This window comes from Bradyrhizobium sp. BR 10289 (assembly GCF_019455385.1).
Lineage (GTDB): Bacteria > Pseudomonadota > Alphaproteobacteria > Rhizobiales > Xanthobacteraceae > Bradyrhizobium.
Genome location: NZ_JACOFR010000008.1, coordinates 81409 through 99736, shown reverse-complemented (window position 1 = coordinate 99736; position 18328 = coordinate 81409). Strand labels below are relative to the sequence as shown.

Sequence of the window (18328 nt, the reverse complement as noted above, 5' to 3'; positions counted from 1 at the left end):
GTCATGGCAATCGGAAAGCGTTTGAACAAGGCCCGCGAAGGCATTGACCGCGAAAAGCTTTATCCGCTCGCGGACGCCATCAAGATGGTCAAGGAGCGCGCCAAGGCGAAGTTCGACGAGACCATCGAGGTCGCGATCAATCTCGGCGTCGATCCGCGCCACGCCGACCAGATGGTCCGCGGCGTCGTGACCCTGCCGAACGGCACCGGCCGTACGCTCCGCGTCGGCGTGTTCGCCCGCGGCGCCAAGGCTGACGAAGCCAAGGCCGCCGGTGCCGACGTCGTCGGCGCCGAAGACCTGGTGGAGAAGGTGCAGAACGGCGCGATCGATTTCGATCGTTGTATTGCGACCCCCGACATGATGCCGCTGGTCGGCCGTCTCGGTAAGGTGCTGGGCCCGCGCGGCCTGATGCCGAATCCGAAGATCGGCACCGTGACCATGGACGTCACCGGTGCGGTGAAGGGTGCCAAGGGCGGCTCGGTCGAGTTCCGCGTCGAGAAGGCCGGCATCCTGCAGGCCGGCGTCGGCAAGGCCTCGTTCTCCGAGGAGAAGCTGGTCGAGAACATCAAGGCTCTCGCGGATGCGGTCTCGAAGGCGAAGCCGGCGGGCTCCAAGGGCACCTACATCCAGCGCGTTGCGGTGTCCTCGACCATGGGCCCGGGCGTGAAGGTCGAGCCGGGCACGATCCTCGGCTAAGGGTTTGGAAATTGCATGAGGCGAGGGGCGGAATCGGGCGACCGATTCCGCCCCTCGTCGTTTGTGGCGTCACTCACCGGAAACAAAAAATGGCTGACAAGGTCCTGGTCTACGCGCGCTTTCCCAAGTCGATGCTGGCGCGCTTCGCCGAGCGGTTCGAACTGCTCGACACCGGCGGCAAGCCCGCGCATGAGGTGTTCTCGGCGGACGAGCTCGGCAACGTCCGCGCGATGCTCGCCCAGGGGAGCGGCCCGCTCGGCGGGCAGGTAATGGACCAGTTCCCGAAGCTTGGCGCCATCGTCTGCTACGGCACGGGATATGACGGCATCGACCTGAAGGCGGCAGCCAGCCGCAATATCGTGGTCGGCAACAGTCCCGGTGCCAACGCGGCCTCGGTCGCCGACATCGCGATGACCCTGATGCTGGCCGCGACGCGGCGGATCCTGGTCGCGGACCAATATGTCCGCAGCGGCGACTGGGTCGCCGCGAAACCGTCGCCGTTGATGCGCGCGCAGGCCGGCATGCCCGGCCGCCGCATCGGCGTTTACGGCATGGGCGAGATCGGCCGCAAGATCGCCGCCCGTTGCGCCGCCTTCGAGAGCGAGGTCGGCTATTTCAGCCGCACCAAATATGATCTGCCCTATCAGTATTTCCCGTCGCTCGAGGCGCTGGCCGACTGGTGCAGCGTCTTGATGGTCGCGGTCCGGGCCGGGCCCGACACCCAGCATGTCGTCAACGCCGATATCCTCAAGCGCCTCGGCGTGGACGGCTACGTCGTCAACATCTCCCGCGGCTCGGTCATCGACGAGAAGGCCCTGGTTGCAGCACTCACCGACAAGACCATCGCCGGCGCCGGCCTCGACGTGTTCGAGAAGGAACCGCACGCCCCCGACGCCTTGACCGCGCTCCCCAACGTCGTGCTCGCCCCGCATATCGGCGGCCACACCCTGGAATCGCACGTCGCCATGCAGAACTGCGTGCTGGCGAACCTGAGCGCGTTCTTCGAGGGCAAGCCGCTGCCCTACGAGGTGAAAAAGGCCTGAATCGGCCCTCGTTGGACCGGATCAAGCCCTGATCGCAACGGATGGGAACTGGTGTGAATTTTGCTCTTGGCAAGAAGGCTTCGAGCGGTTAAAGAACCGCCTCCGGACGTGCCGGCCTCGGCTGGCGCATTCGTGCACGCATTCCAAAACCCGGCAGACAGGAGATCATTCCTTTTCAGGACGTCCGCAAGGATTTGCCCGAGAAGGAAGGAAAATCCATCGGTTGGCGGGGATGCGGGCAGGGGTCGGACGGTTCGCCGTCGGGCCTCGTCCTGTCCAAGACTGCAGGCGCCCGCGCGAAATTTCGATTTCTCAACGGCTTAATCGCATGGCCTGCATAGACGGGTGAAGACCGGATTTCACTTCGCCTTCCACCTCTCAGGTGGTTGCGGAACGGGTCTGGTTCGGACCTCGACACGCCGTGGGCCCTTTGGGCTCCCGGAGGGCAGGCTTTGAATTGTCGTCTCGCCCGGCGCGTGTCCGATGGGTTTTGGCCCGGAGGTTCAGGTTTTGGGTGGGGCGATGGGTGCAACCCGGCGGTCCCGCTTTTCGCGAAGGCTGCCAACCGGAAAGAGCTTGCTGTGGAACGAGCGGCAAAAAAGGACGCGGTCGAACAGCTCAATGGGGTCTTCAAGACCACGAGCGTCGCGATCGTTGCTCAATATTCCGGCCTGACCGTTGCCCAGATGCAGAAGCTGCGGACGCAGATGAAGCAGGCTGGCGCCTCGGTGAAGGTCTCGAAGAACCGTCTCGCCAAAATTGCTCTTGAAGGCACTGACGTCGTTGCCATCGGCCCCATGCTGAAGGGACCGACCGTGATCGCCACTTCGAACGATCCGGTAGCGGCGCCGAAGGTCGCCATCGAATTCGCCAAGGCGAACGAAAAGTTCGTCATCATCGGCGGCTCGATGGGAAAGACCGTCCTGAATGTCGACGGCGTGAAGGCGCTTGCCTCGCTGCCGTCGCTTGACGAACTGCGCGGAAAGCTCGTCGGCCTGCTTGTGGCCCCGGCGACCAAGCTCGCTCAGCTCGCCAACGCGCCCGCGGGCAAGCTCGCGCGCGTCATCCAGGCTCATGCCTCAAAGGGCGAAGCGGCCTGACGCCCTTCGCAAAACTCAAACCCGAACCAGACTTACCCTTAAGGAAACTGAACAATGGCTGACTTGCAGAAGATCGTTGACGACCTCTCGAGCCTCACCGTGCTCGAAGCTGCCGAACTCGCGAAGCTCCTCGAAGAGAAGTGGGGCGTTTCGGCTGCCGCGGCTGTCGCCGTGGCCGGCCCGGCTGCTGGTGGCGCTGCCGCCGCTCCGGCGGAAGAGAAGACCGAGTTCACGGTCGTCCTGGCTGCCGCCGGCGACAAGAAGATCGAGGTCATCAAGGAAGTCCGCGCCATCACCGGTCTCGGCCTGAAGGAAGCAAAGGACCTCGTCGAGGGTGCTCCGAAGCCGCTGAAGGAAGGCGTGAACAAGGAAGAAGCCGAGAAGATCAAGGCCCAGATCGAGAAGGCTGGCGCCAAGGTCGAGCTCAAGTAACTCACGTTACTTCAGCGAAATCCCGGGCTCGCGAAGCGAGACCCGGGATCTCGTCCCAAGATCGTGGATGGCCGGGTGAAGCCCGGCCATGACGGTCGGGAAGGCGGGGCCAGATGCAAAAGGCGTGCGACGGAACGTCCCGACGCAGGCCGAACACGAAAAAGTGTGGGGATTTGAGGGTTTGTCCCTCGAATCTGCACTATTGTCGCCCCATATCGGTTCGACAGCACGAAAGCGCGGTGGGCAGGGAGGCCGGATTTCCCTGTAAGCCGTTGGGAGAGCAGGCTATTTCGGGCTTTTGCAGTCCGTGAAGACGATCGTTGTGACGGGCGGGCGCGCCTCAGCGCCCCGCGCGTCGTTTTGCGTTTTGAAGGTCTGAAGAACAGATTCAGGACATTCTTGCCTGAACCTGAGTTTCTGGCCCCCAAAACGGGTTCGAAAAATTCAACCCGGGAAGCGGTGGCAGCCGCGTTCCGGACGGCGCGCCCAGAGCGGGCGACGAAATGAGAGGCCACGATGGCGCAGCAGACATTCACCGGTCGCAAACGCGTTCGCAAGTTCTTCGGACACATCAAGGAAGTCGCCGAGATGCCGAACCTCATCGAGGTTCAGAAGGCGTCCTATGACCAGTTCCTGATGGTCGATGAGCCCGCGGGTGGCCGTCTCGACGAGGGTCTGCAGGCGGTGTTCCGCTCGGTGTTTCCGATTTCCGACTTCTCGGGCACCTCGATGCTGGAATTCGTCCGCTACGAGTTCGAGCAGCCCAAATACGACGTCGACGAGTGCCGCCAGCGCGGCATGACCTTCGCTGCGCCGCTCAAGGTGACGCTGCGCCTCATCGTGTTCGATATCGACGAGGAAACCGGCGCGAAGTCGGTCAAGGACATCAAGGAGCAGGACGTCTACATGGGCGACATTCCGCTCATGACGATGAACGGCACCTTCATCGTGAACGGCACCGAGCGCGTTATCGTCTCGCAGATGCACCGTTCGCCCGGCGTGTTCTTCGACCACGACAAGGGCAAGACCCATTCGTCGGGCAAGCTGCTGTTCGCTGCCCGCGTGATCCCGTATCGCGGCTCCTGGCTCGACATCGAGTTCGACGCCAAGGACATCGTCTATGCGCGTATCGACCGTCGCCGCAAGATTCCGGTGACGTCGCTGATGTTCGCCCTTGGCCTCGACGGCGAGGCGATCCTGTCCACGTTCTACAAGAAGATCCTCTACAAGCGGACCAAGGAAGGCTGGCGCGTTCCGTTCGACGCCAACCGTTTCCGCGGCTACTCGACCGTCAACGATCTGATCGACGCCGACACCGGCAAGGTCGTGCTCGAAGCCGGCAAGAAGCTGACCGTCCGCGCCGCCCGCCAGCTCCAGGAGAAGGGGCTCAAGGCGCTGCGCCTGTCGGACGAGGAGCTCGTCGGCAATTACCTCGCCGAGGACCTCGTCAACCCGAAGACCGGTGAGATCCACGCTGAAGCCGGTGAGGAAATCACCGACAAGTCGATGAAGGTGCTGAACGAGCACGGCTACAAGGAGCTGCCGCTGCTCGACATCGACCACGTCAATGTCGGCCCCTACATCCGCAACACGCTCGCGGCGGACAAGAACATGACGCGTGAAGACGCGCTGTTCGACATCTACCGCGTGATGCGTCCGGGCGAACCGCCGACACTGGATTCGGCCCAGGCGATGTTCCAGTCGCTGTTCTTCGACGCCGAGCGCTACGATCTCTCCGCGGTCGGCCGCGTCAAGATGAACATGCGCCTCGACCTCGATGCGCCCGACACCCAGCGCACGCTGCGCAAGGAAGACATCCTCTCCGTCATCAAGACGCTGGTGGACCTGCGCGACGGCAAGGGCGAGATCGATGACATCGACCATCTCGGCAACCGCCGTGTGCGTTCGGTCGGCGAGCTCATGGAGAACCAGTACCGCATCGGCCTCCTGCGCATGGAGCGCGCGATCAAGGAGCGCATGTCCTCGGTCGACATCGACACGGTCATGCCGCAGGACCTGATCAACGCGAAGCCGGCGGCCGCAGCCGTGCGCGAGTTCTTCGGCTCCTCGCAGCTCTCGCAGTTCATGGACCAGACCAACCCGCTCTCGGAGATCACCCACAAGCGCCGCCTGTCGGCGCTTGGACCGGGCGGTCTGACCCGCGAGCGCGCCGGCTTCGAAGTCCGCGACGTGCATCCGACCCATTACGGCCGCATCTGCCCGATCGAGACGCCGGAAGGCCCGAACATCGGCCTGATCAACTCGCTCGCGACCTTCGCGCGCGTGAACAAGTACGGCTTCGTCGAGACGCCGTATCGCAAGGTCAAGGACGGCCGCGTCACCGACGAGGTCGTGTACCTCTCGGCGATGGAAGAGGGCCGCTACACGGTCGCGCAGGCCAACGTGCCGCTCGACCCGAAGGGCCGCTTCACCGAAGACCTCGTGGTCTGCCGTCATGCCGGCGAAGTCTTGCCGGTGACGCCGGACAAGGTCGACTACATGGACGTGTCGCCGAAGCAGCTCGTCTCCGTCGCCGCGGCGCTGATCCCGTTCCTCGAGAACGACGACGCCAACCGCGCGCTGATGGGCTCGAACATGCAGCGCCAGGCGGTGCCCCTGGTTCGCGCCGAGGCGCCGTTCGTCGGCACCGGCATGGAAGGCGTGGTTGCGCGTGACTCGGGTGCTGCGATCGCGGCGCGCCGTTCCGGCGTGATCGACCAGATCGACGCGACCCGCGTCGTCATCCGCGCCACGGAAGATCTCGATCCGACCAAGTCGGGCGTCGATATCTACCGTCTGATGAAGTACCAGCGCTCGAACCAGTCGACCTGCATCAACCAGCGGCCGCTGGTGAAGGTCGGCGACATCGTCAAGAAGGGCGACATCATCGCGGACGGTCCCTCGACCGATCTCGGCGAGCTCGCTCTGGGGCGCAACGTGCTCGTCGCGTTCATGCCGTGGAACGGCTACAACTTCGAAGACTCGATCCTGCTCTCCGAGCGGATCGTGAAGGAAGACGTCTTCACCTCGATTCACATCGAGGAGTTCGAGGTGATGGCCCGCGACACCAAGCTCGGACCTGAGGAAATCACCCGCGACATTCCGAACGTCTCGGAAGAAGCGCTGAAGAACCTCGACGAAGCCGGTATCGTCTACATCGGCGCGGAAGTGCGCGCCGGCGACATCCTGGTCGGCAAGATCACGCCGAAGGGCGAAAGCCCGATGACGCCGGAAGAGAAGCTTCTGCGCGCCATCTTCGGCGAGAAGGCCTCCGACGTTCGCGACACCTCGCTGCGCGTTCCGCCGGGCGTGCAGGGCACGATCGTGGAAGTCCGCGTCTTCAACCGCCACGGCGTCGACAAGGACGAGCGTGCGCTGGCGATCGAGCGGGAAGAGATCGAGCGTCTGGCCAAGGACCGCGACGACGAGCAGGCGATCCTGGACCGCAACGTCTACAACCGTCTCGCCGAGCTGCTCGAGGGACGGCAGGGCATTGCGGGCCCGAAGGGCTTCAAGAAGGACACCAAGATCACCCGCGCGGTGCTCGATGAGTATCCGAAGTCGCAGTGGTGGTTGTTCGCCTCGCCGAACGACAAGCTGATGGCCGAGATCGAGGCCATGCGGAAGCAGTACGACGAGTCGAAGAAGGGGCTCGAGCAGCGCTTCCTCGACAAGGTCGAGAAGCTTCAGCGCGGTGACGAATTGCCGCCCGGCGTGATGAAGATGGTCAAGGTCTTCGTCGCGGTGAAGCGCAAGATCCAGCCCGGCGACAAGATGGCCGGCCGCCACGGCAACAAGGGCGTGGTGTCGAAGATCGTGCCGATCGAGGACATGCCGTTCCTCGAAGACGGCACGCACGCCGACATCGTGCTCAACCCGCTGGGCGTGCCCTCGCGCATGAACGTCGGACAGATCCTCGAAACCCATCTCGGCTGGGCTTGCGCCGGCCTCGGCAAGCGTATCGGCCAGACGGTCGATGCTTATCTGTCGAAGCAGGACATCAAGCCGCTGAAGGAAACCTTGAAGAAGGTCTACGGCGAGGACGAGACCATCAAGACGCTCAACGACAACGAGCTGCTTGAACTCGGCCATAACCTCAGCCGCGGTGTGCCGATCGCAACGCCGGTGTTCGACGGTGCCAAGGAAGCCGACATCGAGGAGATGCTGAAGCTGGCGGGTCTCGACGCCTCGGGCCAGTCGACCGTCTATGACGGCCGTACCGGCGATGCGTTCGATCGCAAGGTGACGGTGGGCTACATCTACATGCTCAAGCTGCACCATCTGGTGGACGACAAGATCCACGCCCGTTCGATCGGTCCGTACTCGCTCGTCACCCAGCAGCCGCTGGGCGGCAAGGCGCAATTCGGCGGCCAGCGCTTCGGCGAAATGGAGGTGTGGGCGCTCGAGGCTTACGGCGCGGCGTACACGCTCCAGGAAATGCTGACGGTGAAGTCGGACGACGTCGCCGGCCGCACCAAGGTGTACGAGGCGATCGTGCGCGGCGACGACACGTTCGAGGCCGGTATTCCGGAATCGTTCAACGTGCTCGTCAAGGAAATGCGCTCGCTCGGCCTCAACGTCGACCTGCACAACTCCAAGATCGGTCCGGCGCCGACGTCGGAAGCGGCCGAGTAACACGACCTGTCATGCCCGGCCTTCACGGCCGGGCATTGGCGCCCCTCCCGATGCCTTGAGGGCAGGGCGCCCCGCTAAGTGATTTTCGAATTTGCGGCCGGAGGCGACCGGCACGCGAGGAGAAGACGATGAACCAAGAAATTATGAATCTCTTCAACCCGACGACGCCGGCTCAGGTCTTCGACCAGATCCGGATCTCGATCGCGTCCCCCGAGAAGATTCTGTCCTGGTCCTACGGCGAGATCAAGAAGCCGGAGACCATCAACTACCGTACCTTCAAGCCCGAGCGCGACGGCCTGTTCTGCGCCCGCATCTTCGGGCCGATCAAGGACTACGAGTGCTTGTGCGGCAAGTACAAGCGCATGAAGTACAAGGGCATCATCTGCGAGAAGTGCTCGGTCGAGGTCACGCTGTCGCGCGTCCGGCGCGAGCGCATGGGTCATATCGAGCTCGCAGCCCCCGTCGCCCACATCTGGTTCCTGAAGTCGCTGCCCTCGCGCATCGGCCTTCTGCTGGACATGACGCTGAAGGATCTCGAGCGGATCCTCTACTTCGAATACTACGTCGTGCTCGAGCCGGGTCTCACCGCGCTCAAGGACCGTCAGCTGCTGTCGGAAGACGAGTATCTGAAGGCGCAGGACGAGTACGGCCAGGATAGCTTCACCGCCATGATCGGCGCCGAAGCGATCCGCGAGCTGCTCAAGGGCATGGACCTCGAGAAGCTCGAGGCCGGCTTGCGCGTCGAGATGCAGGAGACCGACTCCGACATCAAGCACAAGAAGCTCGCCAAGCGCCTGAAGATCGTCGAAGCGTTCCGCCACTCCGGCAACAAGCCGGAATGGATGATCATGACCGTGGTTCCGGTGATCCCGCCGGACCTGCGTCCGCTGGTGCCGCTCGACGGCGGCCGTTTCGCGACCTCGGACCTCAACGACCTCTACCGCCGCGTCATCAACCGCAACAACCGCTTGAAGCGGCTGATGGAGCTGCGCGCGCCCGACATCATCATCCGCAACGAGAAGCGCATGCTTCAGGAAGCGGTCGATGCGCTGTTCGACAACGGTCGCCGCGGCCGCGTCATCACGGGCGCCAACAAGCGCCCGCTGAAGTCGCTCGCCGACATGCTCAAGGGCAAGCAGGGCCGGTTCCGTCAGAACCTGCTCGGCAAGCGCGTCGACTATTCGGGCCGTTCGGTGATCGTGGTCGGTCCCGAACTGCGCCTGCATCAGTGCGGCCTGCCGAAGAAGATGGCGCTCGAGCTGTTCAAGCCGTTCATCTATTCGCGGCTTGACGCCAAGGGCCTGTCCACCACGGTGAAGCAGGCCAAGAAGCTGGTCGAGAAGGAGCGGCCCGAGGTCTGGGACATCCTGGACGAGGTCATCCGCGAGCATCCGGTGCTGCTCAACCGCGCCCCGACGCTGCATCGCCTCGGCATCCAGGCGTTCGAGCCCGTGTTGATCGAAGGCAAGGCCATCCAGCTTCACCCGCTGGTCTGCTCGGCGTTCAACGCCGACTTCGACGGCGACCAGATGGCCGTGCACGTTCCGCTGTCGCTCGAAGCGCAGCTGGAAGCGCGCGTCCTGATGATGTCGACCAACAACATCCTGCATCCCGCGAACGGCCAGCCGATCATCGTGCCGTCGCAGGACATCGTGCTCGGTCTCTACTACGTCTCGATCATGCGCGAAGGCCTGCCCGGCGAGGGCAAGGCGTTCGGCGACATGGCCGAGCTCGAGCACGCGCTGCATGCGAAGGTCATCCACCTTCACACCAAGATCAAGTACCGGTGGGAAGGCATGGACGAGACCGGCAAGGTCTCCAAGCGGTGGATCGAGACCACCGCCGGCCGCGTCATGCTGGGTAACCTGCTGCCGAAGAACCCGCGCGTGACCTACGAGATCATCAACAAGCTGATGACCAAGCGCGAGATCTCGGGCGTCATCGACCAGGTCTACCGCCACTGCGGCCAGAAGGAGACGGTGATCTTCTGCGACCGCATCATGGCGCTCGGCTTCTACAACGCGTTCAAGGCCGGCATCTCGTTCGGGAAGGACGACATGGTCGTGCCGAACTCGAAGTGGAAGATCGTCGACACCACCCGTACGCTGGCGAAGGATTTCGAGCAGCAGTACAACGACGGTCTGATCACCCATGGCGAGAAGTACAACAAGGTCGTCGACGCCTGGTCGAAGGCCACGGAAGAAATCGCCAAGGCGATGATGAAGGAGATCTCCTCCACCAAGAAGACGGCCAGTGGAGCGGATGCCGACATCAACTCGATCTACATGATGGCTCACTCCGGTGCCCGCGGTTCGCCGGCCCAGATGCGCCAGCTCGCCGGCATGCGCGGCCTGATGGCCAAGCCGTCCGGTGAGATCATCGAGACGCCGATCATCTCGAACTTCAAGGAAGGCCTCTCGGTTCTCGAGTACTTCAACTCGACCCACGGCGCCCGCAAGGGCCTCGCGGACACCGCGTTGAAGACCGCGAACTCGGGCTACCTGACCCGTCGTCTGGTCGACGTCGCGCAGGACTGCATCATCACGCAGTCCGACTGCGGCACCAAGCTCGGCATCAAGATGCGCGCCATCGTCGATGCCGGCACGGTGGTGGCTTCGCTCGGCTCGCGCATCCTCGGACGCACGGCCTGCGAAGACATTCGTGACAGCTCGGGCAAGGTGATCATCAAGCGCGATACGCTGATGGAAGAAAGCCATCTGGACGCCATCCAGCAGGGTGGTGTGCAGGAGGTGAAGATCCGCTCGGCGCTGACCTGCGAACTCGTCAACGGCATCTGCGGCAAGTGCTACGGCCGCGACCTCGCCCGCGGCACGCCGGTCAACCACGGTGAAGCCGTCGGCGTCATCGCGGCGCAGTCGATCGGTGAGCCCGGCACCCAGCTGACCATGCGTACCTTCCACATCGGCGGTGCGGCGCAGCTCAACGAGCAGTCCTTCGTCGAAGCCAATTTCGACGGCAAGATCGTGATCCGGAACAAGGCCATCGCCCGCAACAGCGAAGGTCACCTGATCGCGATGGTGCGCAACATGGTGGTGGCGATCGTCGATGCCGACGGCACCGAGCGTGCGACGCACCGCGTCCAGTACGGCTCGCGTCTGCACGTCGACGAGGGCGACAACGTCAAGCGTGGCCAGCGCATCGTCGAGTGGGATCCCTACACCCGTCCGCTCCTCACCGAAGTCGAAGGTACGATCGGCTTCGAGGACCTGGTCGAGGGGCAGTCGATCTCGGAAACGCTCGACGAGGCCACCGGTATCGCCAAGCGTGTGGTCATCGACTGGCGCTCGACCCGCGGCGGCTCGGACCTGCGTCCGGCCATCGTGATCAAGGGCAAGGACGGCAAGGTGCTCAAGCTCGCCCGTGGCGGCGACGCCCGCTACATGCTGTCGGTCGACGCCATTCTCTCGGTCGACGTCGGAGCCAAGGTCAATCCGGGCGACATCCTCGCCCGTGTGTCGACCGAAAGCGCCAAGACGCGTGACATCACCGGCGGTCTGCCGCGGGTGGCGGAACTGTTCGAGGCCCGGCGTCCGAAGGATGCGGCGATCATCGCCGAAATCGCGGGCACCATCCGGTTCGGGCGCGACTACAAGAACAAGCGTCGCATCTCGATCGAGCCGATGGACAAGACCGAGGAGCCGCGCGAGTACCTGATCCCGAAGGGCAAGCACATCCACCTTCAGGACGGCGACGTCGTCGAAAAGGGCGACTTCATCGTCGAAGGCAACCCGGCGCCGCACGACATCCTTGCGGTCAAGGGCATCGAGGAGCTTGCGGCCTATCTGGTCAACGAGATCCAGGAGGTCTACCGGCTCCAGGGCGTGCTCATCAACGACAAGCACATCGAGGTGATTGTCCGTCAGATGCTCCAGAAGGTGGAAGTCACCGACCAGGGCGACACGGACATGATCTCCGGCGAGCAGGTCGACAAGATCGAGTTCGACGCGCTGAACCAGAAGGCCAGGGACGAGGGCAAGAAGCCCGCCACGGGGACGCCGGTTCTGCTCGGCATCACCAAGGCGAGCCTCCAGACCCGCTCGTTCTTCTCGGCGGCCTCGTTCCAGGAGACCACTCGCGTCCTCACGGAAGCGGCGGTCAACGGCAAGATCGATCCGCTCGAAGGCCTCAAGGAGAACGTCATCGTCGGCCGGCTGATCCCGGCGGGCACCGGCGCCTCAATGGCCAAGATCCGCGAAGTCGCGATGAAGCGCGACAAGCTGATTCTGGACGAGCGCGAGAAGCAGGCGGCAGTCGTGTCGCCTGCGCCGGAAGCGGAGCTTCCCGCGCTGCCGCCTGCGGAATGATGGTTCATCCGTAGGAATACCGAGGACAACGAAAAGGCCGGCGAAAGCCGGCCTTTTTGCTGCTTTGTTTGCCTGTTGCGGTGCGGGGTCAACCTTTGTTCATCTTCCCTTCAGCCGCAAAAGCGCTTCTGTTAAGGGAGCTTAGACCGGTGGTCCCGTGACGGGGGCAGGGCCGGAGACGACGGAACTCACATGCTTGATCTCGCAATCGTAGGCGGCGGCCCCGGCGGGCTGATGAGCGCCTGGTATCTGAAGCGTAAGCTCGGCGACCTCTGCCGCATCACCATCTTCGAGGCGTCCGACCGGCTCGGCGGCAAGATCGTCACGCGCAAATTCGATTCGGCGCCGGCGATGTACGAGGCCGGCGTCGCCGAGATCTACGATTACTCGATGACCGGTCCCGATCCCTTGCGCGAACTGATCCAGCATTTCGGGCTTCAGACCATTCCGATGGATGCCGAGCAGGTGCAGTTCGGCGGCGAACTGCTGAACGACGTCGCCGGCATGCGCCGCAAATACGGCGCCAAGACCGCGGCCGCCATCGAGCAGTTCCGCAAGCGCTGCACCGAAGTGATGTCGCCGATCGAATATTACGAAGGCGTCGGCGCGCACGACAACGAGAACCCCTGGGCCTACAAGACCGCCGAAGAGGTGCTCGACGAAGAGGTCGAGGATGAAACCGCCAAGCGCTTCTTCAAGGTGATGGCGCGCTCGGATATCGCGACCGAAAGCCACAACACCAACGGCCTCAATGCGCTCAAGAACTATCTGATGGACGTCGACGGCTATATCGGCCTCTACTCGATCCAGAACGGCAACGAGCAGCTGATCGAATGCCTGCAGTCGGAGGTCAACGCCGACATCCAGCTCAATCATCGCGTGCTCACCGTCGGCAAGGCGCCGACCGGCCGCTATCAGCTCAAGATGATGAACGGCAAGGGCCCGGAGACCCGCGACTTCGATCTCGTGCTGGTCTGCCTGCCGCATTCCTGGCTCGCCACCATGGGGTGGGAAGGCGAGCAGCTGCGCAAGTCGATGGTCAAGCACGTCTCGTATTTCGACCGTCCGGCGCATTACCTGCGCGTCTCGATCCTGTTCGATAGCCCGTTCTGGGGCGAGAAGATTCCCGGCGCCTGGTTCATGTCGGAAGCCTTCGGCGGCTGCTGCGTCTACAACGAGGGCGCGCGTCACGACGTCGGCAAGCACGGCGTGCTGAACTGGCTGATTCCCGGCTCCGACGCGCTGGCCTTCGCCAATCTGTCGGACCAGGAGCTGATCGATGCCGCGTTGAAATCGCTGCCGGCTTCGCTCGGGGACGCGCGGGCGCATTTCGTTGAAGGCAAGATCCATCGCTGGCTGTCGTCGGTGAACGCGATTCCCGGCGGCCTGCCGGTGCGCGACGTCATGACCAACCACCGCCCCGAGCCGAAGGAACATCCCGGGATCGTCGTGGTTGGCGACTATCTGTTCGATTCGACGCTGAACGGCCTGCTCGATTCCTCCGATGCTGCGACCGACATCATCCTCACCGAGATGATGCGCCTGCGCCGCGAGCGTGCGCAGGAGAAGGGCGAGCCGGTCTCCGACAAGATCGACCGCGACTATTTCGAGAATTATCGCGGCCTCGGTCCCTATAGTGAGGCGTGGAAGCACTTCACCGATCCCGATTATCTGACGAAGCTGATCGGCATCGTCTGGGGCAAGGCCAAGGGCGCCAAGCTGCTGGTCGCGGGCTCGGCCAGCGGCGAACTGGTCGGCGCGCTGCGCGAGCGCGGCATCGATGCGTGGGGCATCGAGAACAACCGCGCCATCCACGCCAAGACGCCGAAGGCGCTGAAGAAATACAACAGGCTCGGCTCGATCACAGATATGCCGTTCAAGGACGGCAGCTTCGACTTCGTGTTCGAGACCAGCCTCTGCCACGTGTCCCCGAAGCAGGTGGTCCGCGCGATCCGCGAGCTCAACCGCGTGGTCAAGACCGGCCTCGTGTTCGGCTCGATCACCTCGGACATGGCATCGGTGGTGATCGACCGCTACGACCTGCTGCGCGGGGTGAAGAAGCTCGGCACCTGGTGGGAATGGTCCGAATTGTTTTTCGGCAACGGTTTCGATCTGTCGATGCACCGCAAGGACTGCACCGATGCGCTCTGGGAGGCGACGCTCGCCGCGGGCAAGGGGCCTGGACAGTGGTACGCCGACGCGGACTCCTTGCGTTATTCGTTCTTCGACAAGGTCGAGGACGAGGACGACGACTAGCCCGAGGCAGCGGATCGGCTTCGCCAATTGCTTTGCCGAATTCATTCTGATCGCATAGAATCAGTGCAATAGCGGTCGCCGCTATTCCTGTTTTCTCCGCGGTCATGCCGGCCGTCAGCATCGGTTGGTTTCATGGCGTCCAAGCCCCTCCCGCCCGACAAACAGAAGCTTGCTGCCGAAGAGGCCGCCGAGCTCGAGGATAAGCTTGCGCCCGCCAAGCCGGACCTCGAGGACGACGACGAGGAGGAGGATGACGAGCTGGAGCTCGATGACGACGATGATGAGGACGAGGATCTCGTCGTCTTCACCGCGCGCGAGGCCGCCGGCGCGCTCGCAACCATCCTCGGTTTCGTCAAGCCGTTCCTCGCCAACTACAAGCGGATGCTGTCCTTCGTGGCGTTCGGCGTCTGCGTCGAGACGTTGTTCAACGTCATCATGCCGCTCAGCCTGAAATATCTGATCGACGACGCGCTCGGCGAGGAAGACTTCCAGGCCCTCTACAAGATCCTCGGCGTGCTCGCCGTCGCCGGCATCCTCACCTCGATCATCGCGGTCTGGTACGAGCGCTGGGACGCGCGGCTCGCGGCCTGCATCATCTCCGACGTGCGCAGGCGCCTGTTCGAGCATGTCCAGGAGCTGCCGGCGGCCTATTTCGGCCGCACCAGGCGCGGCGAGATCCTGTCGCGCTTTTCCGTCGACCTCTCGGCGTTCGAAGGCTCGGTCAAGACCTTCGCCAACAGCGCCGCGCTGCCGTTTCTCGAGCTAATCGCCGGCATCATCCTGATGGTATTCCTGAACTGGCAGCTCGCCGTGGTCGCGCTGCTGGTGTTCCCGATCACGCTGATCGGCCCGCGCATCCTCACCCCGAAAGCGGTGCAGGCCAATTACGAGCAGAAGCAGAACGAAAGCGCGCTGCTCGGCATGGTGCAGGAGAACGTCGCCGCGCAGGCGGTGATCAAGGCGTTCAGCCTGCAGCGCAAAATGTTCGGCTTCTTCCGCTTCCGCAACGACGAAACCCGCCACAAGATCGCGAATGCCGGCTTCCTGTCGACGATGGTGGAGCGCACGGTCACGATCTCGGTGTTGCTGCTGCACCTCGTCGTGCTCGCGATCGGCGCTTATCTGGCGACCAAGGGCCAGATCACCATCGGCACCTTCGTCACCTTCGAGAGCGCGTTCTGGGAGGTCTCCTACAACATCGCCCATGTGATGCATTTCATCCCGGTGTCGATCTCCTCGGCCGCCGCGATCCGGCACATGCAGGAGCTGCTGGACGAGCCGACGCGCGGCGCCGACCGGCCCGGCGCGCCCGATCTGCCGCGCATCACCAACGACATCACCTTCGACCACGTCACCTTCCAGTACGAGAACAGCCAGACGCCTGTGCTGGACAATCTCAGCCTCAAGCTCAACGTCGGCAAGCGCATTGCCATCGTCGGTCCCTCCGGGTCCGGCAAGAGCACGCTGCTCAATCTGATCCTGCGGCTTTATGTGCCCGACGAGGGTCGCGTCACCATCGACGGCGTCGACGTGCGCAAGGTGACGCTGGATTCGCTGCGCCGGAGCATGGCGGTGGTGTTCCAGGAGAACATGCTGTTCAACATGTCGATCCGCGAGAACATCCGGCTCGGCAAGGAAGGCGCGACCGATGCCGAGGTGGAGGAGGCCGCCAAGAAGGCCGAGATCCACCGCTACATCATGAGCTTGCCGCAGCGCTACGACACGCCCGTCGGCGAGCGCGGCGACACGCTGTCGGGCGGCCAGCGCCAGCGCATCGCCATCGCGCGCGCGATCATCCGCAACCCGTCGGTGCTGCTGCTGGACGAAGCGACCTCGGCGCTGGACCAGACCACGGAAGCCGCCATCAACCGCACCCTGCTCAAGGTCGCCAAGGGCCGCACCATGATCTGGTCGACCCACCGCCTGACTTCGGTGGTCGAGATGGACGAGATCATCGTGATTTCAGGGGGCAGGGCGATCGAGCGCGGCTCGCATGCCGAGCTGCTGGCGAAGAACGGCACCTATCGCAAGCTGTGGAACGACCAGATCCACCAGCCGCATGGCGGCGTCGCTCAGGCCGACGACGACAGCGACGACGACGATGAGGATGAAGACGACCTCGAGGATGATGAGGACGAGGACGACGAGGAGGAGTGACCGAGGAAGTTCGGCTCCAGATGAACCGCTCCTCCAAGCCGTCGCAGAAAGCCCTGAACCGACCAGGCGATGAAGCGCGCCCAGCGCTGTGCCGTCCAGTAGGGACTTGTCGCGGTCGACACCGAGCGGAAGTCGAACGCCTTCGCCGCCGCCCATTCGTCGCACTCCCGCTTGACCGGATCGGCGTAGAAGCCGGCGACCTTGCTCGCATCCATCCCGTCGGAGGCAAGCCACGCGGGGATGTAGACATTGCAGAGCCGCTCGACGTCGGTGAAGACCTTGTCGCAACCGGTGCCGGCAGCGGGGCAGGAGGTCGCGAAGGCGTCGCCCACCAGCACCAGGCCGGGCAGATCGCCAGCGTCGTTCACATAGAGATCGACCGGGCGAATCTTGATGTCGCCGGGAATGTCGAAGGCGCCGGTGATGCGCTTGAGCCGGGGCAGGGCGGCGTTCAGCGTCTCGGCCGGAGCCCGGCGCAGCTCGCGCAGCCAGGGATCGTCGAAGCTGCGATAGACGAACAGATTGGCCCGCATCCGGGTGCCAACCGGAAACAGCGTGATGTAGGCAAGGCGGTCGCTCGGCCGCTCCGAAAAGTAGGTCAGAGCCGGGAAGTCGAACGAAGTCCGCCCGGCCGGCACCACATCGAAGCCGATCGAGATCGAATGACAGGTGCTGACGATCTTGCGCGCGATGCCGAGCTGGTGGCGCAGACCGACATTGAGCCCATTGGCGAGCACGACCAGGCGGGCCGAGATCGTCTCGTCGTTGGAAAGCGTGACCCTCTGCCGCTCCGGGCTGGTCTCGACCGCGACGGCCTTGGCGCAGATGCGTTCGACGCCGGCAGGGATCTCGTCGCGGACAGCGTTAACCAGGGAATCGTAGAGGATGTTGAACTGCCGGCTTGGCGCCTTGTCGAGCAGATGGCCAAAGCGCGCGATCCAGTTCTCGCCCACGAAGGTCGCGCGGCGCAGCACCGATTCTCCGATTCCGGTCTTCAGGAATCGCTCGACCTGCACCTGGCCGCTGAGTTTCTCGACTCGAAAATCCGCCGGATAGCGCTCATGCGGATCGATCAGCACCGTCGAAATGCCGGCGCGGCCAAGCATTGCGGCGGCGGTCGAGCCGGACAATCCCCCGCCGATAATGGCAATGTCGGTGTACCGCATGGCGCCAATCTCTGCCGAAGGGGGCAGATTGACGCATCAACAGGAAAAAAAGCCTTAGCAGGCGATATAAAAGTATATTTCATCCGGGTGAAAATAGGGCGCCGCGGTAGCGGAACGGGCCCGGCGTGCCCACATCAGGCAGGCGCGATGCGAGCAGCGAGCGGGCAATTTCGACAGGCGCCAGAAGCGGTTTGTGACTGTCGTTTCACCTTGACTTGACCGATTCTCGCTTATAGAAAGCGCCTCACTTAACGACAGGCGGTGAGCATCGCCAACGTCGGTACGGACCACCTGCCTGATCCTTTTGGGATTGTCTGGCAGGCACCAACCTCGACGAATGCCGCTCAGACGCTGTCGATCATAGCTAGGCAATGCCAGTGCGATTCTAGTTCTCTTGAGCTTGTTCTCTTGAGATCGAATTCGGATGCATGACCTCAGTATGCGGGCCGCAGCGATGCTGACCGGCCTTGAGACTGCGGTCCTCTGTGGCGTCGAAGCGCTTTCCGCTCGGTGATGGA

9 protein-coding genes are annotated in these 18328 nt (G+C 63.5%); 8 read left to right on the top strand and 1 reads right to left on the bottom strand.

Features of this window, described 5'->3' with window-relative positions:
- Nucleotides 1-3 precede the first annotated feature (3 nt).
- From rplA to HYH08_RS15865, 8 genes are all read left to right on the top strand, one after another.
- A complete protein-coding gene (rplA, locus tag HYH08_RS15900; RefSeq protein WP_092294126.1) occupies nucleotides 4-696 on the top strand; it encodes a 50S ribosomal protein L1 in 693 nt (230 codons plus the stop codon).
- A gap of 89 nt (nucleotides 697-785) precedes the next feature.
- Nucleotides 786-1739 (top strand): 2-hydroxyacid dehydrogenase, encoded by a 954-nt coding sequence (locus HYH08_RS15895; protein ID WP_220010745.1) that lies wholly within the window; start codon nucleotides 786-788, stop codon nucleotides 1737-1739.
- A gap of 581 nt (nucleotides 1740-2320) precedes the next feature.
- Nucleotides 2321-2839: a 50S ribosomal protein L10 gene (rplJ, locus tag HYH08_RS15890; RefSeq protein ID WP_220010744.1), complete on the top strand. Its 519-nt coding sequence runs from the start codon at nucleotides 2321-2323 to the stop codon at nucleotides 2837-2839.
- Between the two features lie 54 nt (nucleotides 2840-2893).
- Complete coding sequence (gene rplL / locus HYH08_RS15885; protein WP_166815438.1) at nucleotides 2894-3271, top strand: 50S ribosomal protein L7/L12; 378 nt, start codon at nucleotides 2894-2896, stop codon at nucleotides 3269-3271.
- A 516-nt stretch (nucleotides 3272-3787) separates the two neighbouring features.
- Nucleotides 3788-7906: a DNA-directed RNA polymerase subunit beta gene (gene rpoB / locus HYH08_RS15880; protein ID WP_220010743.1), complete on the top strand. Its 4119-nt coding sequence runs from the start codon at nucleotides 3788-3790 to the stop codon at nucleotides 7904-7906.
- Between the two features lie 128 nt (nucleotides 7907-8034).
- Nucleotides 8035-12231: a DNA-directed RNA polymerase subunit beta' gene (gene rpoC, locus HYH08_RS15875; protein WP_220010742.1), complete on the top strand. Its 4197-nt coding sequence runs from the start codon at nucleotides 8035-8037 to the stop codon at nucleotides 12229-12231.
- Nucleotides 12232-12423: 192 nt separating this feature from the next.
- Nucleotides 12424-14487, top strand: a complete 2064-nt coding sequence (locus tag HYH08_RS15870) for an FAD-dependent oxidoreductase (protein WP_220010741.1) — start codon at nucleotides 12424-12426, stop codon at nucleotides 14485-14487.
- A gap of 132 nt (nucleotides 14488-14619) precedes the next feature.
- Nucleotides 14620-16644, top strand: coding sequence for an ABC transporter ATP-binding protein (locus HYH08_RS15865; RefSeq protein WP_220010740.1), 2025 nt, complete (start codon nucleotides 14620-14622; stop codon nucleotides 16642-16644).
- Here HYH08_RS15865 and HYH08_RS15860 read toward each other — a convergent pair.
- A complete protein-coding gene (locus HYH08_RS15860) occupies nucleotides 16560-17810 on the bottom strand; it encodes an FAD-dependent oxidoreductase (protein WP_220010739.1) in 1251 nt (416 codons plus the stop codon). The two genes, HYH08_RS15865 and HYH08_RS15860, sit on opposite strands and share 85 nt — an antisense overlap.
- Nucleotides 17811-18328 lie beyond the last annotated feature (518 nt).